The organism is Ensifer sp. ENS11 (genome assembly GCF_014851895.1).
Lineage (GTDB): Bacteria > Pseudomonadota > Alphaproteobacteria > Rhizobiales > Rhizobiaceae > Ensifer > Ensifer canadensis.
This window is the reverse complement of record NZ_JACVAN010000002.1, coordinates 1-18763: the sequence shown is the minus strand read 5'-3', so window position 1 is coordinate 18763 and position 18763 is coordinate 1. Positions and strand designations below refer to the sequence as shown.

At 61.0% G+C, this 18763-nt stretch carries 26 protein-coding genes; 16 read left to right on the top strand and 10 right to left on the bottom strand.

From position 1 onward, the window contains the following. Positions 1-10 precede the first annotated feature (10 nt). The 13 genes from rpsN (at position 11) to rplQ (ending at position 8025) form a co-directional block, all read left to right on the top strand. Positions 11-316 carry a 30S ribosomal protein S14 gene (gene rpsN / locus IB264_RS04155; protein WP_025426676.1) on the top strand — a complete coding sequence of 102 codons (306 nt, stop codon included), beginning with the start codon at positions 11-13 and terminating at the stop codon, positions 314-316. Positions 317-328: 12 nt separating this feature from the next. Then, positions 329-727, top strand: coding sequence for a 30S ribosomal protein S8 (rpsH, locus tag IB264_RS04150; protein WP_025426677.1), 399 nt, complete (start codon positions 329-331; stop codon positions 725-727). 40 nt (positions 728-767) lie between these two features. After that, the gene (gene rplF, locus IB264_RS04145) at positions 768-1301 is read left to right on the top strand and encodes a 50S ribosomal protein L6 (RefSeq protein WP_025426678.1); all 534 of its coding nucleotides are present in this window, start codon (positions 768-770) and stop codon (positions 1299-1301) included. 12 nt (positions 1302-1313) lie between these two features. Next, positions 1314-1676 (top strand): 50S ribosomal protein L18, encoded by a 363-nt coding sequence (gene rplR / locus IB264_RS04140; RefSeq protein WP_025426679.1) that lies wholly within the window; start codon positions 1314-1316, stop codon positions 1674-1676. Positions 1677-1804: 128 nt separating this feature from the next. After that, the gene (rpsE, locus tag IB264_RS04135; protein ID WP_025426680.1) at positions 1805-2374 is read left to right on the top strand and encodes a 30S ribosomal protein S5; all 570 of its coding nucleotides are present in this window, start codon (positions 1805-1807) and stop codon (positions 2372-2374) included. Positions 2375-2386: 12 nt separating this feature from the next. After that, the gene (rpmD, locus tag IB264_RS04130; protein ID WP_025426681.1) at positions 2387-2590 is read left to right on the top strand and encodes a 50S ribosomal protein L30; all 204 of its coding nucleotides are present in this window, start codon (positions 2387-2389) and stop codon (positions 2588-2590) included. A gap of 13 nt (positions 2591-2603) precedes the next feature. Beyond that, positions 2604-3074: a 50S ribosomal protein L15 gene (rplO, locus tag IB264_RS04125; RefSeq protein WP_025426682.1), complete on the top strand. Its 471-nt coding sequence runs from the start codon at positions 2604-2606 to the stop codon at positions 3072-3074. 233 nt (positions 3075-3307) lie between these two features. Further along, entirely contained in the window at positions 3308-4648 is a 1341-nt protein-coding gene (secY, locus tag IB264_RS04120; RefSeq protein WP_025426683.1) for a preprotein translocase subunit SecY, read from the top strand. Continuing rightward, positions 4645-5223: an adenylate kinase gene (locus IB264_RS04115; protein ID WP_025426684.1), complete on the top strand. Its 579-nt coding sequence runs from the start codon at positions 4645-4647 to the stop codon at positions 5221-5223. The genes secY and IB264_RS04115 overlap by 4 nt, the downstream gene beginning before the upstream one ends. A gap of 231 nt (positions 5224-5454) precedes the next feature. Further along, on the top strand, positions 5455-5823 hold the full coding sequence (rpsM, locus tag IB264_RS04110; RefSeq protein WP_025426685.1) for a 30S ribosomal protein S13: 369 nt from the start codon (positions 5455-5457) through the stop codon (positions 5821-5823). Positions 5824-6051: 228 nt separating this feature from the next. Further along, the gene (gene rpsK / locus IB264_RS04105; RefSeq protein WP_003536496.1) at positions 6052-6441 is read left to right on the top strand and encodes a 30S ribosomal protein S11; all 390 of its coding nucleotides are present in this window, start codon (positions 6052-6054) and stop codon (positions 6439-6441) included. A gap of 103 nt (positions 6442-6544) precedes the next feature. Next, complete coding sequence (locus tag IB264_RS04100; protein WP_025426686.1) at positions 6545-7555, top strand: DNA-directed RNA polymerase subunit alpha; 1011 nt, start codon at positions 6545-6547, stop codon at positions 7553-7555. A 44-nt stretch (positions 7556-7599) separates the two neighbouring features. Next, on the top strand, positions 7600-8025 hold the full coding sequence (gene rplQ / locus IB264_RS04095; RefSeq protein ID WP_025426687.1) for a 50S ribosomal protein L17: 426 nt from the start codon (positions 7600-7602) through the stop codon (positions 8023-8025). 40 nt (positions 8026-8065) lie between these two features. Here rplQ and msrQ read toward each other — a convergent pair whose 3' ends face one another. Together msrQ and msrP are read right to left on the bottom strand one after the other, a co-directional pair. Next, entirely contained in the window at positions 8066-8728 is a 663-nt protein-coding gene (gene msrQ / locus IB264_RS04090; protein ID WP_025426688.1) for a protein-methionine-sulfoxide reductase heme-binding subunit MsrQ, read from the bottom strand. A gap of 2 nt (positions 8729-8730) precedes the next feature. Beyond that, positions 8731-9678 carry a protein-methionine-sulfoxide reductase catalytic subunit MsrP gene (msrP, locus tag IB264_RS04085; RefSeq protein WP_025426689.1) on the bottom strand — a complete coding sequence of 316 codons (948 nt, stop codon included), beginning with the start codon at positions 9676-9678 and terminating at the stop codon, positions 8731-8733. A gap of 198 nt (positions 9679-9876) precedes the next feature. Between msrP and IB264_RS04080 the strand changes: the two genes are divergently transcribed. The 3 genes from IB264_RS04080 to sugE all read left to right on the top strand — a co-directional run bounded on the left by IB264_RS04080 (position 9877) and on the right by sugE (position 13120). Further along, entirely contained in the window at positions 9877-11274 is a 1398-nt protein-coding gene (locus IB264_RS04080; RefSeq protein WP_025426690.1) for a DegQ family serine endoprotease, read from the top strand. Next, positions 11271-12578, top strand: coding sequence for a replication-associated recombination protein A (locus tag IB264_RS04075; protein ID WP_025426691.1), 1308 nt, complete (start codon positions 11271-11273; stop codon positions 12576-12578). The genes IB264_RS04080 and IB264_RS04075 overlap by 4 nt, the downstream gene beginning before the upstream one ends. 227 nt (positions 12579-12805) lie before the next feature. Further along, a complete protein-coding gene (sugE, locus tag IB264_RS04070) occupies positions 12806-13120 on the top strand; it encodes a quaternary ammonium compound efflux SMR transporter SugE (protein ID WP_025426692.1) in 315 nt (104 codons plus the stop codon). 60 nt (positions 13121-13180) lie between these two features. On the opposite strand, the gene IB264_RS04065 is transcribed toward sugE, so the two are convergent. The 8 genes from IB264_RS04065 to IB264_RS04030 all read right to left on the bottom strand — a co-directional run. Further along, entirely contained in the window at positions 13181-13966 is a 786-nt protein-coding gene (locus tag IB264_RS04065; RefSeq protein WP_025426693.1) for an ATP12 family chaperone protein, read from the bottom strand. Then, the gene (locus tag IB264_RS04060; protein ID WP_025426694.1) at positions 13959-14624 is read right to left on the bottom strand and encodes an HAD-IA family hydrolase; all 666 of its coding nucleotides are present in this window, start codon (positions 14622-14624) and stop codon (positions 13959-13961) included. The genes IB264_RS04065 and IB264_RS04060 overlap by 8 nt, the downstream gene beginning before the upstream one ends. Next, positions 14624-15616, bottom strand: coding sequence for an RluA family pseudouridine synthase (locus IB264_RS04055; RefSeq protein WP_025426695.1), 993 nt, complete (start codon positions 15614-15616; stop codon positions 14624-14626). Before IB264_RS04055 ends, IB264_RS04060 begins: the two co-directional genes overlap by 1 nt. Positions 15617-15653: 37 nt before the next feature. Further along, positions 15654-16031, bottom strand: a complete 378-nt coding sequence (gene crcB / locus IB264_RS04050; protein ID WP_025426696.1) for a fluoride efflux transporter CrcB — start codon at positions 16029-16031, stop codon at positions 15654-15656. Positions 16032-16057: 26 nt separating this feature from the next. Then, positions 16058-16891, bottom strand: coding sequence for an S-formylglutathione hydrolase (gene fghA / locus IB264_RS04045; protein ID WP_025426697.1), 834 nt, complete (start codon positions 16889-16891; stop codon positions 16058-16060). 25 nt (positions 16892-16916) lie between these two features. Next, positions 16917-17564 (bottom strand): DUF1345 domain-containing protein, encoded by a 648-nt coding sequence (locus IB264_RS04040; RefSeq protein ID WP_025426698.1) that lies wholly within the window; start codon positions 17562-17564, stop codon positions 16917-16919. A gap of 40 nt (positions 17565-17604) precedes the next feature. Further along, complete coding sequence (locus IB264_RS04035; RefSeq protein WP_025426699.1) at positions 17605-18045, bottom strand: YaiI/YqxD family protein; 441 nt, start codon at positions 18043-18045, stop codon at positions 17605-17607. 80 nt (positions 18046-18125) lie between these two features. Then, the coding region (locus IB264_RS04030; protein WP_192433194.1) for a zinc-binding dehydrogenase at positions 18126-18763 on the bottom strand (638 nt) is incomplete at its 5' end.

Below are 18763 nucleotides of genomic sequence, written 5' to 3'. Positions count from 1 at the left end.
GATAACTGTTATGGCGAAAACGAGCGCAGTTGAAAAGAACAAGCGCCGCCGCAAACTGGTTGCCGGGCAAGCCTCTAAGCGCGCCGCTCTGAAGGCAATCATCATGAACCAGTCTCTGCCGATCGAAGAGCGGTTCAAGGCAACCATCAAGCTGGCTGAACTGCCGCGTGATGGTTCCAAGACCCGCATCCGCAACCGTTGTGAAGTTACGGGCCGTCCGCGCGCCTACTATCGTAAACTTCGCATGTCGCGTATTGCGCTTCGCGAACTGGGCAATTCCGGCCGCGTGCCGGGTATTGTCAAGTCGAGCTGGTAAGGAGACGGGCACATGGCAATGACTGATCCGCTGGGCGATATGCTCACCCGTATCCGTAACGGCGCGGCACGCCGCAAGTCGAGCGTTTCCACGCCGGCTTCGAAGCTCCGCGCACGTGTTCTGGATGTCCTTCAGGCTGAAGGCTACATCCGTGGATACTCTGAAGTCGTATTTGGCAACGGCAAGGCCGAGCTGAACATCGAACTGAAGTACTACGAAGGCGCTTCCGTAATCCGTGAGATCGGACGCGTTTCCAAGCCGGGCCGCCGAGTTTATGTCTCGGTTAAGTCCATTCCGCAGGTCGCGAACGGCCTCGGCATCACCATCCTTTCGACTCCGAAGGGTGTGATGGCCGATCATCAGGCACGCGAACAGAATGTTGGTGGCGAGATTCTTTGCTCCGTCTTCTAAGACGTAACATGATCTCCATAGCGAACAGACAGGTATAAAAATGTCTCGTATCGGTAAAAAGCCCGTTCAAGTTCCTGCAGGCGTCACGGCAAGCGTTGATGGCCAGAAGGTAACGGCGAAGGGCCCTAAGGGCGAACTGTTCTTTGTTGCAAACGACGAAGTATCGGTAGCGCTCGAAGACAACGCGGTTGTTGTACAGCCGCTCAACCAGAGCAAGGATGCTCGTTCCAAGTGGGGCATGTCCCGCACGATGATCGAGAACATCCTGAAGGGTGTTAAGGACGGTTACGAGCGCAAGCTCGAAATCAACGGCGTTGGTTACCGCGCTTCGCTGCAGGGCAAGAACTTGCAGCTGGCACTCGGTTTCAGCCACGACGTGGTCTACCAGACGCCGGAAGGCATCACGATCGCTGTACCGAAGCCGACGGAAATCGTCGTCTCCGGCATCAACAAGCAGCAGGTCGGCCAGGTTGCAGCGGAAATCCGCGAATACCGCGGCCCCGAGCCCTACAAGGGCAAGGGCGTCAAGTATGCCGGCGAGCGGATTGTCCGCAAAGAAGGCAAGAAGAAGTAAGGATCACGCGAAATGGCTAGCAGGAAAGATACTCTTGTGCGTCGCGCCAACCGCGTGCGCCGTCAAATCAAGGCGGTCGCGAATGGCCGTCCGCGCCTGTCGGTTCATCGCTCGTCGAAGAACATCTACGTACAGGTTATCGACGACGTGGCCGGCAAGACGCTTGCGTCTGCCTCCACGCTCGACACCGATCTGCGTTCGTCTTTGAAGACGGGCGCTGACGCGGCAGCTGCTGCTGCCGTCGGCAAGCTCATCGCTGAGCGCGCCGTAAAGGCTGGCGTCAAGGACGTTGTCTTTGATCGTGGCGCCTTCATCTATCATGGTCGCATCAAGGCTTTGGCCGAAGCTGCACGTGAAGGTGGTCTGAACTTCTGATCGGTTGCCAGGCGGGCCTTGCGCCCGCCTGGAACCCTCATAAGTTTCCGGTCGCTTCCGATCCACAGGACGGGGGCGACTTTTGTCAATCTGCCGATTGCACCCGGAAAAGAAAAAGGAAAAGGACAATGGCACAGGAAAGAAGGGGTTCTCGCGAAGATCGCCAGAACCGCGAAGAGCGCGACAGCGAATTTGTCGATAAGCTCGTAGCAATTAACCGCGTCGCCAAGGTGGTGAAGGGCGGTCGTCGTTTCGGTTTCGCAGCTCTCGTCGTCGTTGGCGACCAGAAGGGCCGCGTTGGCTTCGGTCATGGCAAGGCGCGCGAAGTGCCGGAAGCCATCCGCAAGGCAACGGAAGCCGCCAAGCGCGATCTGATCTTCGTCCCGCTGCGTGGTGGTCGTACCCTGCATCACGACGTTCACGGCCGTCACGGCGCCGGCAAGGTGCTGCTGCGTTCGGCCAAGGCCGGTACCGGTATTATCGCTGGTGGCCCGATGCGCGCCGTTTTCGAAACGCTCGGCGTTCACGACGTCGTCGCTAAGTCGACCGGTTCGTCGAACCCGTACAACATGGTTCGCGCAACGTTCGACGCCCTCAAGAACCAGATGCACCCGAAGGACATCGCAGCTCAGCGCGGCATGAAGTACGCCACGCTCCAGGCTCGTCGTGTTTCCTCCGGCGCTGCTTCCGAAGAATAAGGGAGCTGACAGATGGCTAAGAAAGAAAACGCTGCGAAGACGGTTACCGTCGAGCAGATCGGTAGCCCCATTCGCCGTCCGGCCGTACAGCGTCAGACGCTCATCGGCCTGGGCCTCAACAAGATGCACCGGGTTCGCACGCTGGAAGATACCCCAGCTGTTCGCGGCATGATCCGGTCGGTCCAGCACCTCGTTCGCGTCGTCGACGAGAAGTGAGGGGGATAAGCTCATGAAACTGAATGAAATCAAGGACAACGAAGGCTCGACCAAGAACCGCAAGCGTCTTGGCCGTGGCATCGGTTCCGGCTCCGGCAAGACTGCCGGTCGCGGTGTGAAGGGTCAGAAGGCTCGTTCGGGCGTTGCCATCAACGGCTTCGAAGGCGGCCAGATGCCAATCTACCGTCGTCTGCCGAAGCGCGGCTTCAACAACATCTTCGCTTCGGAGTTTGTTGTCGTGTCGCTCGGCCGCATCCAGACGGCTATCGACGCCAAGAAGCTTGACGCTTCGAAGACCGTCGATGCAGCAGCTCTCAAGGCTGCCGGCGTGATCCGTCGCGAAAAGGACGGCGTTCGCGTCCTGGCCGATGGCGAACTGAAGGCGAAGATCTCGCTCGAAGTTGCAGGTGCTTCCAAGCCGGCGATCGAAAAGATCGAAAAGGCTGGCGGCTCCATCAAGCTGCTTTCGGCTGCTGCCGAATAATATTACTGATCAACCGCCCGGGGTGCTTCACTCCGGGCGGTTTTGCTCCCATATGTGAGCCTCACGTCCGCGATGGCGAATCGCTCGCCTCGGCGGACATAGCGGAAACCACGGTGAGGCATCCGATTGCAGACACAATCGCCTCGCGTCCGGTTTTCAAGACGAAAAGTTAGTCCTTCCGGAACGGACAGGGTACTCCCGCTGATTCCGAGATTTGGTACGCGGAGAATTGCATGGCTTCTGCAGCGGAACAGCTCGCCTCGAACCTGAATTTCTCGACTTTCGCCAAGGCGGAAGATCTGAAGAAACGACTGTGGTTCACGCTTGGTGCGCTTTTGGTCTACCGTCTTGGCACCTATATCCCGCTGCCCGGCCTCAACCCGGACGCGTTTGCGCAGGCCTTCCAAGGCCAGAGCGGCGGCATTCTCGGGCTCTTCAACATGTTTTCGGGCGGCGCAGTGGAGCGCATGGCGATCTTCGCGCTCGGCATCATGCCCTATATCTCTGCCTCGATCATCGTTCAGCTGATGACCTCCGTCGTTCCGGCGCTGGAACAGCTGAAGAAAGAAGGCGAACAGGGTCGCAAGATCATCAATCAGTACACCCGCTACGGCACGGTGCTTCTCGGCGTCATGCAGGCCTATGGCATTGCCGTCGGCCTTGAGAGCGGCAACGGCCTCGTGAACGATCCGGGTTGGTTCTTCCGTATTTCCACGGTTATCTCGCTGCTCGGCGGCACGATGTTCCTGATGTGGCTCGGCGAGCAGATCACATCGCGGGGCATCGGTAACGGCATCTCACTGATCATCTTCGCCGGCATCGTCGCCCATCTGCCGACGGCTCTTGCCGGAACGCTCGAGCTTGGCCGCACCGGTGCGCTTTCGACCCCGTTGATCCTGGCGATCATCGTCATGGTCGTTGCCGTCATCGCGCTCATCGTCTTCGTCGAACGCGCCCAGCGTCGTCTTCTGATCCAGTATCCGAAGCGCCAGGTCGGCAACCGCATGTTCCAGGGCGACACGTCGCACTTGCCGCTGAAGCTCAACACTGCGGGTGTTATCCCGGCGATCTTCGCATCGTCGCTGCTGCTGCTGCCGGCGACGCTTGCTGGTTTTGCCAACACCGCGGCGTTGCCCGGCTGGGCCACATCTATCGTCAGCGCGCTCGGTCACGGCCAGCCGCTCTACATGGTGCTCTACGGCGGCATGATTGCGTTCTTCGCCTTCTTCTACACGGCCATCGTCTTCAATCCGAAGGACACAGCCGACAATCTGAAGAAGCATGGCGGCTTCATTCCGGGCATCCGCCCGGGCGAGCGTACGGCTGAATACATCGACTACGTTCTGACGCGCATCACCGTGCTTGGAGCGATCTACCTGATCTTCGTCTGTATCCTGCCCGAAATCCTCATCGCCCAGACTGGCGTGCCGTTCTACCTTGGTGGTACGTCGCTTTTGATTGTTGTCAGCGTTACCCTTGATACGGTAGCACAGATCCAGGGTCACCTCATCGCTCAGCAGTATGAGGGGCTGATCAAGAAGTCGAAGCTGCGCGGAGGAAAGAGGGGACGATGAGACTGATTTTTTTGGGACCGCCCGGAGCTGGCAAGGGGACACAAGCCAAGCTTCTGACGGAGAGGTACGGTATTCCGCAGCTTTCCACAGGTGACATGCTGCGGGCGGCCGTCGCCCAGGCGACCGACGTCGGCAAGCGCGCCAAGGCTGTTATGGACGCCGGACAGCTCGTTTCTGATGCGATCGTCAACGAGATCGTGTCGGACCGGATCGACGCCCCGGATTGTGCCAACGGCTTTATCCTCGACGGATATCCGCGCACGGTCCCGCAGGCGGTCGCTCTCGGCCAGATGCTTAAAGGCAAGGGCTTGAAGCTCGATGCCGTGATCGAGCTCAAGGTCGACGAGACGGCGCTTGTAAAGCGTATGGAGAATCGCGTAGCGGAAACTATCGCTGCGGGCGGCTCGGTCAGATCGGACGATAATCCGGAAGCCTTCAAGCGTCGGCTGACGGAATATCGGGAAAAGACCGCACCTTTGTCGGAGCACTATGCCGGCACCGGTGAGCTTAAGACGGTCGACGGCATGGCCGATGTAGACGCCGTGACTGCACAGATCGAGAAGATTCTGGCCTAGACCCTGGGTCTTTGCCGAAAAGGAACCGCCGGGGAGTTGACTTTTCCGGCTGATTCCGCCAAAGACAGCGCCAACTCGCGACATGGGAGCGATCGGCGCGGTCTTCAACGAAACGAAGTCCGGGTACGGTCGGTTTTGACGTGTCTCGAACCTCAATCAACGTGCGGCTCTTGAAGTCGCGTAACGAAGCACCTATTGCCGGATGGCAACTGGAACGCAAGGAGAATAGACGTGGCACGTATCGCTGGCGTCAACATCCCGACGGCAAAGCGCGTTGTTATCGCGCTGACCTACATTCACGGGATCGGACCGAAATTCGCACAGGAAATCGTCGAGAAGGTCGGTATTCCGGCTGATCGCCGCGTGCATCAGTTGACGGACGCTGAAGTTCTTCAGATCCGCGAAACGATCGACCGCGACTACCAGGTTGAAGGTGACCTGCGTCGCGACACGTCGATGAACATCAAGCGTCTGATGGACCTGGGCTGCTACCGCGGCCTGCGTCATCGCCGCAGCCTGCCGGTGCGCGGTCAGCGTACCCACACCAATGCCCGCACCCGCAAGGGTCCGGCAAAGGCGATCGCCGGTAAGAAGAAGTAATTTCCCGAATAGGGAGATTGGGAGGCTGGCGCACGCGCCGGCCTCCTTTTGCAGTTTGGGAAGGGCGTTGCCCGACCGTCGCATTGCCTAACCGGTTTTGCGAAATGCCTGCAGGGCCGGTTCCACCGGTCCTGGATGAAACTGAAGAAGCAGGGCAGGGGACGAAAATTCCTTTCCCGGTGGAGCCGCTGGAATTACGGCGGTGCAGAGATCTAAGAAAGGGATCCTATGGCCAAGGAAGCCACCCGCGTTCGCCGTCGCGAACGCAAGAACATCACGTCTGGCGTCGCGCACGTCAATTCGTCGTTCAACAACACCATGATCACCATCACCGACGCACAGGGCAACGCAATTGCCTGGTCGTCTGCCGGTGCCAAGGGTTTCAAGGGCTCGCGTAAGTCGACCCCGTTTGCCGCTCAGATCGCCGCTGAAGACTGCGCCAAGAAGGCCCAGGAACACGGCATGAAGTCGCTTGAAGTTGAAGTTTGCGGTCCGGGTTCCGGCCGTGAATCCGCACTTCGCGCGCTGCAGGCTGCGGGCTTCATGATCACCTCGATCCGCGATGTGACCCCGATCCCGCACAACGGTTGCCGCCCGCGCAAGAAGCGCCGCGTCTGATCATTTGCGTTCAAAATGCCGGTGAGGGCGCTTCGGCGTGCTCCCGGACTTCGGGGCTCGGTTGTCACGATTGGATGGTGACAACGAACGGAAGGCACAAAACATGATCCAGAAAAATTGGCAGGAACTGATCAAGCCGAACAAGGTGGAGTTCATCTCCTCGGGCCGCACCAAGGCAACGTTGGTCGCGGAACCGCTTGAACGCGGCTTTGGTCTGACGCTCGGCAACGCGCTTCGCCGCGTGCTGCTGTCGTCGCTTCGCGGTGCTGCTGTTACCGCGGTGCAGATCGACGGCGTCCTGCACGAGTTCTCCTCTATCCCGGGCGTTCGGGAAGACGTGACGGACATCGTGCTCAACATCAAGGAAATCGCCATCAAGATGGATGGCGACGACGCAAAGCGCATGGTTGTGCGCAAGCAGGGTCCGGGCGTTGTAACCGCCGGTGACATCCAGACGGTTGGCGACATCGAAATCCTCAACCCGAACCATGTGATCTGCACCCTCGACGAGGGCGCTGAAATCCGCATGGAGTTCACCGTCAACAACGGCAAGGGCTACGTTCCGGCTGACCGTAACCGTTCGGAAGATGCTCCGATCGGCCTCATCCCGGTCGACAGCCTGTACTCGCCGGTCAAGAAGGTCTCGTACAAGGTGGAAAACACCCGCGAAGGCCAGGTTCTTGATTATGACAAGCTGACGATGTCCATCGAGACGGACGGCTCCGTCACCGGTGAAGATGCGATCGCGTTTGCGGCCCGCATCCTTCAGGACCAGCTGTCGGTTTTCGTCAACTTCGACGAGCCGCAGAAGGAAGCAGAGGAAGAGGCAGTCACCGAGCTCGCCTTCAACCCGGCGCTTCTCAAGAAGGTCGACGAACTGGAACTTTCCGTCCGTTCGGCCAACTGCCTGAAGAACGACAACATCGTCTACATCGGCGACCTCATTCAGAAGACCGAAGCAGAAATGCTCCGCACGCCGAATTTTGGTCGCAAGTCGCTGAACGAAATCAAGGAAGTTCTCGCTTCCATGGGCCTGCACCTCGGCATGGAAGTGCCGTCCTGGCCGCCTGAGAACATCGAAGATCTCGCCAAGCGTTACGAAGACCAATACTAACCATTAGACTGCGGGCAGATGCCTGCAAGTGAAGGAGAATAGCAATGCGCCACGGTAAAGCCGGCCGCAAGCTGAATAGAACCGCCAGCCACCGCAAGGCGATGTTTGCCAACATGGCAGCTTCGCTGATCGAGCACGAGCAGATCGTTACGACCCTGCCGAAGGCTAAGGAAATCCGCCCGATCGTTGAAAAGCTCGTCACTCTCGGCAAGCGCGGCGACCTGCATGCTCGTCGTCAGGCGATCTCGCAGATCCGCGACGCCGCTGTCGTTTCGAAGCTGTTCGACACGATCGCATCGCGTTACGCCACCCGCAACGGCGGCTACCTGCGTATCATGAAGGCTGGTTTCCGCCAGGGCGACAACGCTGCTCTCGCCGTCATCGAATTCGTTGACCGCGACACCGATGCAAAGGGTGCGAAGGATCGCGCTCGCGTCGCAGCTGAAGCTGACGCCGCAGAAGCAGCCTGATCTTTTCAGGTAAGCTGAATTGAAAGCGGCCGGGTGTTCGTCACCCGGCCGCTTTTTCTGTTTCCGCTGTCCGGATCGGTCGGTTGGCGACCTGCCGTTTACGCTTCAGATAGGGCTTGCGCACCAGGCGCCAGCAAAGGAGCAAGGTGACCAAAGCCAGATAGGTCATCTGCTCGAGGCCGACCACCTTGACTGACATGGCGAAATGCAGCGCTCCCGCCGCGGCGATCACATAGGCAAGCTTGTGCAACTGGTTCCATTTGCTGCCGAGCCTACGGATCGACCAATTGTTGGATGTCAGCGCCAGGGGGATGAGCATCAGCAGCCCGGCCATTCCGATGGTGATGAACGGGCGCCGGGCGATGTCGGCGATGATGGCGGGGATGTTCAGGACCTGGTCGAGCAGGAAATAGGCCAGGAAGTGCATCACCACATAGTAGAACGCCAGCAGCCCGAGTGCGCGCCGGTAGCGCAGCCAGTTGACGCCGAAGATATCGCGGATGGGGGTGATCGCCAGCGTGGCGACCAGAAAGCGCAGCGCCCAGATGCCGAGCAGGTGCTCGAATTCCTTGACGGGGTTTCCAGGCAGGCGTCCGGTGGCGCCGAGGTAAAAGGCGGCAAGGGCCGGACAGAGGCCCAGCCCGTACAATCCCCAGACGGACGCGGAGTGAAAGCGTTTCGGCAGGGCGGGCAGCTTGGGCATTCTTAGAAGTTCGCTCTCAGGTCCATGCCGGCATAGAGACCGGCGACTTCTTCCGCATAGCCATTGAAGGGCAGGGTATCGCGTCGGTTGGCGCCGAAGAAACCACCGCCACCGATCCTGTTTTCGGTCGCCTGGCTCCAGCGTGGATGGTCGACGGTCGGGTTAACATTCGCATAGAAGCCGTACTCATTGGGTGCCGACAGGTTCCATGTCGAAGGCGGCGGCGTTTCCGTCAACGAGATTCGCACGATCGACTTGATACCCTTGAAGCCATACTTCCAAGGAGTGACCAGTCGGATCGGCGCACCGTTCTGATTTGGCAGGGTCTTGCCATAGACGCCGACCGAGAGAATGGTGAGCGGATGGCGCGCCTCGTCGAGGCGCAGACCCTCGCGGTAAGGCCAGGGCAAAGCCTGAAAGAAGCCTGATTGGCCGGGCATCTCCTCGGGGCGCACCACGGTCTCGAATGAGACATATTTCGCATTGCCGAGTGGCTCGACTTTGTCGAGCAGGGCTGCGAGCGGGAACCCGGTCCAGGGAATGACCATCGACCAGGCTTCGACGCAACGCATCCGGTAGACACGCTCCTCGATTGGAAGCGCCAGAAGCTCCTCCAACCCGAATTCCTTCGGCTTGCCGACAAGACCATCGACCTTCACGGTCCATGGGGTCGGTTTGAAGGTATCCGAGTTGGCCGCAGGATCGGCCTTGCCGGTCCCGAACTCATAAAAATTGTTGTAGCCGGTGACGTCGGCCTCCGGCGTCAGATCCTCCTCGACGGTGTATCTGCCCTTGGGTGCGGCGAGTGCAGCCGCTTGGACCGAACCGACGCCAGTGCCTGCAATCAGCAAACCACCTGCCGTCGTCGCTAGAAAGGCGCGGCGCGAGAGAAAGCAGCTCTCCGGCGTGATTTCGGACGATGCGATTCTCGGTGGACGATAGGCCGGCATGATCTTTTCCGCTTTCAACGTGTGGGTCTTGTCTGCTCAAACTGACCAGAGTTTCGATCACTGAGAAAGAGGCGGATAACCACGTTTTCGTGCGTTCTACGTGATGGCGCCGACTTTGCGTATCTCGCAGTGACGTTTGCCTTTTTTCCTGCGAAATCCTATCTGAACGTAGCCGCGACGAATAGGAGAAGGCTTCATATGATCTTTGGTTCAAGGGCGCTTGCGACGCTCGTTCTCGCTGTCTCTCTCGCCTGTCCGGCAATGGCCCAGGATGCGAAGGTCGTGCCCCAGTCGCGCACCGAGATGCAGCTTTCCTTCTCGCCTCTGGTCAAGCAGACGGCGAATGCGGTCGTCAACGTCTATGCCGAGCGCGTGGTCGAGCGCCGGTCGGTCTTCTCGGGCGATCCCTTCTTCGAAGAGTTCTTCGGGCAGCGCATGCCGAACCGCAGCGAGAAGCAGTCGTCGCTCGGATCCGGCGTGATCGTCGGCAAGAACGGCATCGTCGTTACCAATAACCACGTCATAGAAGGCGCCGACGATATCAAGGTGGCGCTTGCCGATGGCCGCGAATATCCCTGCAAGATCGTGCTCAAGGATGACCGCCTCGATCTTGCGGTCCTGAAGATCCAGTCCGATGGTCCGTTCGACATCATCCCGATCGGCGATTCCGATGCGGTCGAGGTCGGCGATATCGTTCTGGCGATCGGCAATCCCTTCGGCGTCGGGCAGACGGTGACGAGCGGCATCGTTTCCGCGCTCGCCCGCAATCAGATTTCGTCGGGCGATTTCGGCTTCTTCATCCAGACGGACGCCGCCATCAACCCCGGCAATTCCGGCGGTGGCCTGATCGACATGAACGGTGCGCTGATCGGCATCAATACCGCGATTTTCTCCAAGGGCGGCGGCTCGAACGGCGTCGGCTTTGCCATCCCTGCCAATCTGGTAAAGGTGTTTGTCGCCTCCGCCGAGGGCGGCAATGGCTCCTTCGTGCGTCCGTTCATCGGCGCGTCCTTCGAGCCCGTGACCTCAGAAGTCGCGGAAGCTCTTGGCCTTGATCGCGCTCGCGGCGCGCTTGTCACCGCCGTCGTCACCGACGGGCCCGCAGCCTCAGCTGGCATCAAGCCGGGGCAGGTGATCACAGCGGTCAACGGCATCGCCGTGGAACATCCCGATGCCCTCGGCTACCGCCTGACCACGGTCGGTATTGGCCACGAGGCCCGCGTCACCGTTTCCGAAAACGGCAAACCGCACGATGTCAGCCTGAAGCTCGACCGTGCACCGGAGACGTCGCCCCGCGACGAGCGCCTCATCGAGGGCCGCAATCCGTTTGCCGGTGCGGTCGTAGCCAATCTCTCTCCCCGATTGGCCGACGAACTGCGCATGTCGACCTCGCTGCAGGGTGTCGTCGTTACCGAGATCAACCGTGGCTCGCCCGCCGCGCGCATCGGACTGGCGCCGAAGGATATTATCCGCTCCGTCAACGGCGCGTCGATCGACAGTTCGAAGACATTGGAGAGCGTGATGGCCGAGGGTGCCTCCTTCTGGCGCGTCGAAATCGAGCGCGATGGCCAGATCATTCGTCAGTTCTTCCGATGAGCGATCTCTTCTCGTCCTCCGAGCCGCCGGAAATGACCTCGGCAAGACCGCTTGCCGATCGTCTGCGGCCGCGCACGCTGTCCGAAGTCACCGGCCAGGAACACCTGACGGGCGTGGATGGCGTGTTGACGCGCATGATCGCATCGGGCTCGCTCGGATCGATGATCTTCTGGGGACCGCCTGGAACGGGCAAGACGACGGTCGCCCGGCTGCTGTCGGGCGAGGCGGGGCTTGCCTTCGAGCAGATCTCGGCGATCTTTTCCGGTGTCGCCGACCTCAAGAAGGTTTTCGAATCGGCAAGGGCCCGGCGGATGTCGGGCCGCCAGACCTTGCTCTTCGTCGATGAGATTCATCGTTTCAACCGTGCCCAGCAGGACAGCTTCTTGCCCGTCATGGAAGACGGCACGGTCATCTTGGTCGGGGCGACGACAGAAAATCCGTCTTTCGAACTCAACGCCGCTCTCTTGTCACGCGCCCGTGTGCTGACGTTCAAGCCGCATGGAGAAGAGAGCCTGCGAGAATTGCTGAAGCGCGCCGAAGAGACGGAAGGCAAACCTCTTCCGCTGGATGAGGACGCCCGGGCAAGCCTGATCCGGATGGCCGATGGCGACGGCCGGGCGGCGCTCACGCTGGCCGAGGAGGTCTGGCGCGCCGCGCGGGCGGACGAGATCTTCGATGTCGACGCGCTGCAGAGGATCGTGCAGCGACGAGCGCCGGTCTACGACAAGGGGCAGGACGGTCACTACAACCTGATTTCGGCCCTGCACAAATCGGTGCGCGGCTCCGACCCGGATGCGGCACTTTATTATCTCTGCCGAATGTTCGATGCCGGCGAGGATCCGCTCTATCTCGGACGGCGCCTCGTCCGCATGGCGGTGGAGGATATCGGCCTTGCCGATCCTCAGGCACTGGCGATCTGCAATGCCGCCAAGGATGCGTATGATTATCTCGGTTCGCCGGAAGGAGAACTGGCGTTGGCCCAGGCCTGCGTCTATCTCGCGACCGCACCGAAATCGAATGGTGTCTACATGGCTTACAAAGCGGCCATGCGGGCGGCCAAGGAAAACGGTTCGCTTCTGCCGCCGAAGCATATTCTGAACGCGCCGACCAAGTTGATGAAGGGCGAGGGCTACGGCGACGGCTATCGTTACGACCACGATGAGCCCGATGCGTTTTCGGGCCAGGACTATTTCCCGGAAAAGATGGGACGCAAGACCTTCTATGACCCGCCGGAACGCGGCTTCGAGCGAGAGATCCGCAAGCGGCTGGAATGGTGGGCAAAGCTGCGGCGTGAGCGGAACTGACTCCATCTCTCTGTTGCGACGCATTTCCTGGCGGGAAACCGCTTCGCACTTTTTGCTGGAAATGCTTAAGCCTTGCCGGGCGTGCAGGGCTGATTTGCCCGGGCATATCTTGCTGCCGTCAGAGAACCGTGAGATAGAACCCGCGTTGCAGACGGCTGCACGGTTTTGAGACTTTCGATACCGAACATCCGCGGGGACGGCCTCGCTCCATACTCTAGGAGTTTGAAATGGCCTGGTTAATCCTCCTGCTTGCCGGTATCCTCGAAATCGGCTGGGCAATCGGTCTCAAATACACCGACGGTTTCACGCGGCTGACGCCGACGGTCCTGACCGTCGGTTCGATGATCCTTAGCATCGCCTTGCTTGGTCTGGCGGTCCGAACGCTGCCGCTCGGCACGGCCTATGCCGTCTGGACCGGCATCGGCACGGTCGGTACCGTCATTCTCGGCATTTTCCTCTTTGCCGAGCCGGCGACGTTCGTCCGCCTCGGTTGCATCACGCTGATCGTTGCCGGTATTGCCGGGCTGAAGCTTTCTGCCTAACGCAACGTCAGAGATCTCTCGCAAGGGCAGCTGACTTTCGCAGCCTGTTCCGGCGCGCCGCTATCGCAGCGCGTCGAGGACGGCAGTCGCCGCCTGCATCTCCTGCCAGCGGCCCTCGCGGCGCTTGAACGCTTCCTCGTCTGTGCCCCAATGCTCGATCTGCCAGTCCTCATCGACATGGGCTGCAATCCAAGCCTGTTCGGCGGTCAGCCGGCCGGACGCGAACGCAACCGCGAGCAGCGCCGAGCCGGTCAAGGTGGTGATCGTATGCACGCAGGTCAGGCCGAGCGGCGTCGCAAAGGCGCGCAGGCCCTCTGCATAGGCGGTGATTGCCTCACCGGGCTGTTCCTGGTGGATGACGCCCTCGGCCAGAATGAAGCGGGCGCCGAGCGACTGCGCAGCCCATTCGAGCACCGGGTTCCAGACGGCGTTCTGCCGTCCGACGAGCCCTTCCGGGCTGGACGCGCGGTAGCAGAGCAAGTCGGTTCCAGCGAAACGTAAGATGTCCTCGAAAACCGAGCGCTGGTCCTTCGCCACACCGTCGAGCGCCGTGTTGGCGATCCGGGTGACCGGCATCTTGGCGGGGTCGATGACCTCGACCTGCGCATCCCATTCGGCTGCCAGCATTTCGGCAAGCTTCAGGGTCGGGACCGCAAGCAGATTTTTCGCCGGCGTGCGCACCGGTCGGCCGTCAAGCAGCACGCTGTGGCCGCCGTCTTCCGAAGTGCCGATGCTGACGTCCTTGTAGAAGCGCTTGGGCAGCGGCTTCAGCATCTGGATCTGTGCGCGCCGGACCGGGTCCTCGTGGCTCAACGCACCGCTGAGTTCATCGCGAATATCAGGCATGATAGTGTTCCATCCACTCCATGATGTCGGCCGGCGTCCGTGCAATGTAGTCGGCCCCCGCCTCGACGAGATCCGGTACGTCGGCATAACCCCACGCAACACCGATGGCGGCGGCGCCGGCGGCCTTCGCCATCTGCATATCATAAATCGCATCGCCGATGACGACAGTATCGCTCGGATCAATCCCGGCTTCCGAGCAGCATTCCGAGACCATTGCTGGATGCGGCTTTGAAGGGCAGTCGTCGGCCGTGCGCGAGACGAAGAATATCCGGTCGAAGCCGTGGGTCTCGGCGATATGCGTCAGACCGCGGCGCGATTTGCCGGTGACCGCGCCAATCAGCAGCTCGTCGCGGCCGGACAGCGTCTGCATCATCTCCGCGATGCCGGGAAACAGCAGCTCCTGAAATCCGGATTCGCCGCGCACGCCGGCAAAAATCGCCTTGTAATGGGCCGTCATTGCCAGCGCCTGGTCGTCGACATGCTCGTGTCCGAGCAGGCGAGCAATGGCGATGTCAAGGGTCAGGCCGATGATGCCCTTGGTCGCGGAAAGTTCGGGTCGATCGAGTTCGAAGGCTTCGAAGGTCCGTGCCATCACTTCGTGGATCAGACCGCCGCTGTCGACCAGCGTGCCATCGCAATCGAAAAGCGCCAGTTTCATCAGTCGTCCTCGCCGGGCTCGTTCTCTTCGAAGCCTAGCAGGTTCCAGCTCTGGACCATGTGCGGCGGCAGCGGCGCAGTCACCCGCAGGCGACCGCCATCCGGGTGCGGGATATCGATATGGCGTGCGTGCAGGTGCAGCCGGTTCTGCATGCCGCCGGGCAGGCTCCAGTTGAAATCGGCGTCGAAATACTTCGGGTCGCCGAGGATCGGATGGCCGATGTGCAGCGCATGCACGCGTAGCTGATGGGTACGGCCGGTATAGGGCTCCATCTCCAGCCAGGCGAGGTTCTGTGCTGCCTGCTCGCGCACACGGTAGTAGGAAATGGCGTGGTCGGCGCCATCTTCACCGTGCTTGGCGATGCGCATGCGGTCGCCGTCCGGCGTCTGTTCCTTGACCAGCCAGGTCGAGATGCGGTCCTCGCGCTTGCGCGGGACGCCCTTCACCAGTGCCCAATAGGTCTTCTTGGTGTCGCGCTCGCGGAAGGCAGCCGTCAGCTTCTGCGCGGCGCCACGCGTGCGGGCAATCACCAGAACGCCGGAGGTGTCGCGGTCGAGGCGATGAACCAGACGGGGTTTTTCGCCACGCTGGTTGGTCCATGCCTCGAGCATCTTGTCGATGTGTCGGTTGACGCCGGAGCCGCCCTGTACCGCAAGCCCAGCCGGCTTGTTCAGCACGATAACCTTCGCGTCCTCGTGCAGCACCATGCGCGACAGCAATTCCCCGTCGGGCGAGTGGCGAAGGTCGCGTCCGGCGATCGGGCCAGTCTTTATCTCCTTGGCGTCGACGTTAAGCGGAGGGATGCGGACCGTCTGGCCCGTCTGCAGGCGCGTGTCGGATTTGACGCGGCCGCCGTCGACACGGATCTGGCCCGAGCGCAGCAGCTTCTGCAGCGGACCGAAACCCAGTCCGGGGAAATGCACCTTGAACCAGCGATCGAGGCGCATGCCTGCCTCGTCGCCGTCCACCTGCTTGTGTTCTATGCCTGCCATCTCAGCGAACCTGCTTCCTGTTCTTTAGAGGCAGCCTTTAGACCATTGCGCGCATCAGGGCCAGCCCGGCAAACACCGCCAGTATCGAAAGCACGACGCTGGCGGCGATGTAGCCGAGCGCGAGTGCAGCATCGCCACGCTCGAGCAGCATAATGGCGTCCAGTGAAAAAGCCGAAAAGGTGGTGTAACCGCCCAGCACGCCGGTGATCAGGAACAGTCGCATCTCCGGCGAAGCGCCGAACTTGCGCATGATCAGCTCCGCAAGCAAGCCGATCAGGAACGAGCCGGTGACGTTGACCATGAGCGTTCCCCATGGAAGGGCCGGGCCCCATCGTTGAACCGTCCAAAGGCCGACAAGATAGCGGGCCATCGATCCGATGGCGCCGCCGGCACCGACGAGAAGAAGTTGGGACATCGCAGCCTCCGGCCGTTTCACTGGGATCAGGCCAGCCGCTCGGCGTGCCACTTCAGATGATCGCCCATGAAGGTCGAGATGAAGTAATAGGAGTGATCGTAGCGCTCATGCATGCGCAGCGTCAGGTCGATGCCGGTTCCCTTGATCGCTTCCTCGAAGAGCCATGGCCGCAGGCCGTTGTCGAGGAAACTGTCCGCCTTGCCCTGGTCGATCAGGAACTCCGGGAAGCGGGCACCATCCTTGACCAGCGCGCAGGCATCGTATTGCCGCCAGGCGGCCCTGTCCTCGCCGAGGTATTTCTCGAAGGCGCCGATGGACCAGTCGGCCGTCGACGGCTCGACGATCGGCGCAAAGGCCGAGCAGCTGCGGAAACGGTCCGGATGCTTGAGCGCGATGGTCATTGCACCGTGACCGCCCATCGAATGGCCGAAAATGCCCTGCCGGCTCATATCGATGCGAAAATGCTGGCTGACGAAGGCCGGCAGCTCCTCGGTGATGTAGCTGTACATCTGATAGTGCTCGGACCACGGTGTTTGCGTGGCATCGAGGTAGAAGCCTGCGCCCTTGCCCATCTGCCAGTTGGTGAGTTCGTCGGGAACTTCCGTGCCGCGCGGGCTGGTGTCGGGGCAGACGACGATCAGCCCGAGCTCGGCTGCCATACGGCGGTACTCACCCTTTTCCATCACGTTGGCATGGGTGCAGGTGAGGCCCGAGAGATACCAGAGCACCGGCCGCGGCTCCTTGATCGCCTGTGGCGGGACGAAGACAGCAAACGTCATCTCGCCCTTGCAGGCCGCGGATTCGTGCGAGAAGACGCCCTGCATGCCGCCAAATGCGGTGTTCTGAGAAAGGACTTTCATCAAATGCTCCTTGGATATCGTGGGATCAGCCGGCGAGTTGCACGGCCGCGTTGACCGCAGCGGCGACAAGCACGGTGTTGAAGAAGAAGGAGACGATGGCGTGCATCAGGTTGATGCGCCGCATCGCCGTGGTGGTGATGGCGACGTCCGAAGTCTGGGCGGTCATGCCGATCACGAAGGAAAAATAGAGGAAATCATAGCCGCCGGGTTCCGGCGTCTCGGGAAAATCGAGGCCGCGCTGCGGGGCAGGGGTTTGCGCGCCGTCGTCAGGCACCCAATAGACATGGGCATAGTGCATGGCCGCCATCACGTGGATGGTCGCCCAGCCGAGAACGACCGAGGCAAAGGCTAGCGCCAGTTCGAGCGTTGGCCCCTTACTTTCGCCGTTCAACGCGAAGAACAGCGAGACCAGCGCCGTGGCGGCCGCTGCGAAAGTGACCAGGAAAATCACCGCTTCGGGTTCGTCGGTGTTTCTCGCATGCGTCTTGAGATGCTTGCCCGTCATCATCCGCAGCCGCCGGGCGCTCATGATCAGGTAGACGCAGAAAAAAGTGACGGCTGAGACTTCGAAACTATAGCGCGGCGCGGCAAACCACATGACGGGCAGGCTGGCAAGAGCACAGGGGAGCGCGGTGTAGAACGGCCAGTGCCTGAGCCTTGTCGTCGCTGTCATCGGAGTGCCCCTGCGATCCCTTGCGGATTGACGCCGCGCCTCACTTTTTCGTCTGGCGCGCGAGTCGGTCAAGTGTCTCGAGGAAGGTCGAACGGTCGCGTTGCGTGAAGGCGGCATTGTAGCCCTTGCTTTCGCCGGTCTCGCGCAGGTGTTGGCCAAGGTCGCGCATGGCAGACGCCATGCCGATATTGCTCTTGTCGAAGACGCGCCCGGACGGGCCGGTGACGAATGCGCCGGCGGCCACGCAACGAACCGCAAGCGGCACGTCGGCAGTCACGACGATATCGCCCTCATGCGCGCGTTCGGCGATCCAGTCGTCGGCGGCGTCGAAGCTTGCCGACACGATGACGTTGTGGACCATCGGGTCGCGCGACGGTCGCAGGCCCGAGTTGGCGACGAAGGTCACCTTGAAGCCATGGCGCTCGGCCACCTTCAGCACTTCCGCCTTCACCGGGCAGGCATCGGCATCGACATAGATCATCCTGAATCCGTTTCTCAAATGGACCGAAAAAGCGCCGGAATACAATCGATTCCGGCGCTTTCCTGAATCGGATTTTAAGCTTAGTAGAGAACCACGCTGCGGATGCTCTCGCCGGAGTGCATCAGCTCGAAGCCCTTGTTGATGTCTTCGAGCGGCATCGTGTGGGTGATCATCGGATCGATCTCGATCTTGCCTTCCATGTACCAGTCGACAATCTTCGGCACGTCGGTGCGGCCGCGGGCGCCGCCAAAGGCGGTGCCCATCCAGCTGCGACCGGTGACGAGCTGGAACGGACGGGTGGAGATTTCCTGGCCGGCACCGGCAACGCCGATGACCACCGACTTGCCCCAGCCGCGATGCGAGGCTTCGAGCGCCTGGCGCATCACCTTGGTGTTGCCGGTGCAATCGAAGGTATAATCGGCGCCGCCGATCTGGTCGGCCCCGCGCTTCGTCATGTTGACGAGGTAAGGCACGATGTCGTCGCCAACCTCCTTCGGATTGACGAAGTGGGTCATGCCAAAGCGTTCGCCCCAGGCCTTCTTGTCGTTGTTGAGATCGACGCCGATGATCATGTCGGCGCCGGCAAGCCGCAGGCCCTGGATGACATTGAGGCCGATGCCGCCGAGGCCGAAGACGATCGCGGTCGCGCCGATCTCGACCTTGGCCGTGTTGATCACCGCGCCGATGCCGGTGGTGACGCCGCAGCCGATATAGCAGA

Coding starts and splice junctions, on each gene's coding strand:
- rpsN (WP_025426676.1), top strand. CDS start 11: ATGGCGAAAACGAGCGCAGTTGAAAAGAACAAGCGCCGCCGCAAACTG.
- rpsH (WP_025426677.1), top strand. CDS start 329: ATGGCAATGACTGATCCGCTGGGCGATATGCTCACCCGTATCCGTAAC.
- rplF (WP_025426678.1), top strand. CDS start 768: ATGTCTCGTATCGGTAAAAAGCCCGTTCAAGTTCCTGCAGGCGTCACG.
- rplR (WP_025426679.1), top strand. CDS start 1,314: ATGGCTAGCAGGAAAGATACTCTTGTGCGTCGCGCCAACCGCGTGCGC.
- rpsE (WP_025426680.1), top strand. CDS start 1,805: ATGGCACAGGAAAGAAGGGGTTCTCGCGAAGATCGCCAGAACCGCGAA.
- rpmD (WP_025426681.1), top strand. CDS start 2,387: ATGGCTAAGAAAGAAAACGCTGCGAAGACGGTTACCGTCGAGCAGATC.
- rplO (WP_025426682.1), top strand. CDS start 2,604: ATGAAACTGAATGAAATCAAGGACAACGAAGGCTCGACCAAGAACCGC.
- secY (WP_025426683.1), top strand. CDS start 3,308: ATGGCTTCTGCAGCGGAACAGCTCGCCTCGAACCTGAATTTCTCGACT.
- IB264_RS04115 (WP_025426684.1), top strand. CDS start 4,645: ATGAGACTGATTTTTTTGGGACCGCCCGGAGCTGGCAAGGGGACACAA.
- rpsK (WP_003536496.1), top strand. CDS start 6,052: ATGGCCAAGGAAGCCACCCGCGTTCGCCGTCGCGAACGCAAGAACATC.
- IB264_RS04100 (WP_025426686.1), top strand. CDS start 6,545: ATGATCCAGAAAAATTGGCAGGAACTGATCAAGCCGAACAAGGTGGAG.
- rplQ (WP_025426687.1), top strand. CDS start 7,600: ATGCGCCACGGTAAAGCCGGCCGCAAGCTGAATAGAACCGCCAGCCAC.
- msrQ (WP_025426688.1), bottom strand. CDS start 8,728: ATGCCCAAGCTGCCCGCCCTGCCGAAACGCTTTCACTCCGCGTCCGTC.
- msrP (WP_025426689.1), bottom strand. CDS start 9,678: ATGCCGGCCTATCGTCCACCGAGAATCGCATCGTCCGAAATCACGCCG.
- IB264_RS04080 (WP_025426690.1), top strand. CDS start 9,877: ATGATCTTTGGTTCAAGGGCGCTTGCGACGCTCGTTCTCGCTGTCTCT.
- IB264_RS04075 (WP_025426691.1), top strand. CDS start 11,271: ATGAGCGATCTCTTCTCGTCCTCCGAGCCGCCGGAAATGACCTCGGCA.
- sugE (WP_025426692.1), top strand. CDS start 12,806: ATGGCCTGGTTAATCCTCCTGCTTGCCGGTATCCTCGAAATCGGCTGG.
- IB264_RS04065 (WP_025426693.1), bottom strand. CDS start 13,966: ATGCCTGATATTCGCGATGAACTCAGCGGTGCGTTGAGCCACGAGGAC.
- IB264_RS04060 (WP_025426694.1), bottom strand. CDS start 14,624: ATGAAACTGGCGCTTTTCGATTGCGATGGCACGCTGGTCGACAGCGGC.
- IB264_RS04055 (WP_025426695.1), bottom strand. CDS start 15,616: ATGGCAGGCATAGAACACAAGCAGGTGGACGGCGACGAGGCAGGCATG.
- crcB (WP_025426696.1), bottom strand. CDS start 16,031: ATGTCCCAACTTCTTCTCGTCGGTGCCGGCGGCGCCATCGGATCGATG.
- fghA (WP_025426697.1), bottom strand. CDS start 16,891: ATGAAAGTCCTTTCTCAGAACACCGCATTTGGCGGCATGCAGGGCGTC.
- IB264_RS04040 (WP_025426698.1), bottom strand. CDS start 17,564: ATGACAGCGACGACAAGGCTCAGGCACTGGCCGTTCTACACCGCGCTC.
- IB264_RS04035 (WP_025426699.1), bottom strand. CDS start 18,045: ATGATCTATGTCGATGCCGATGCCTGCCCGGTGAAGGCGGAAGTGCTG.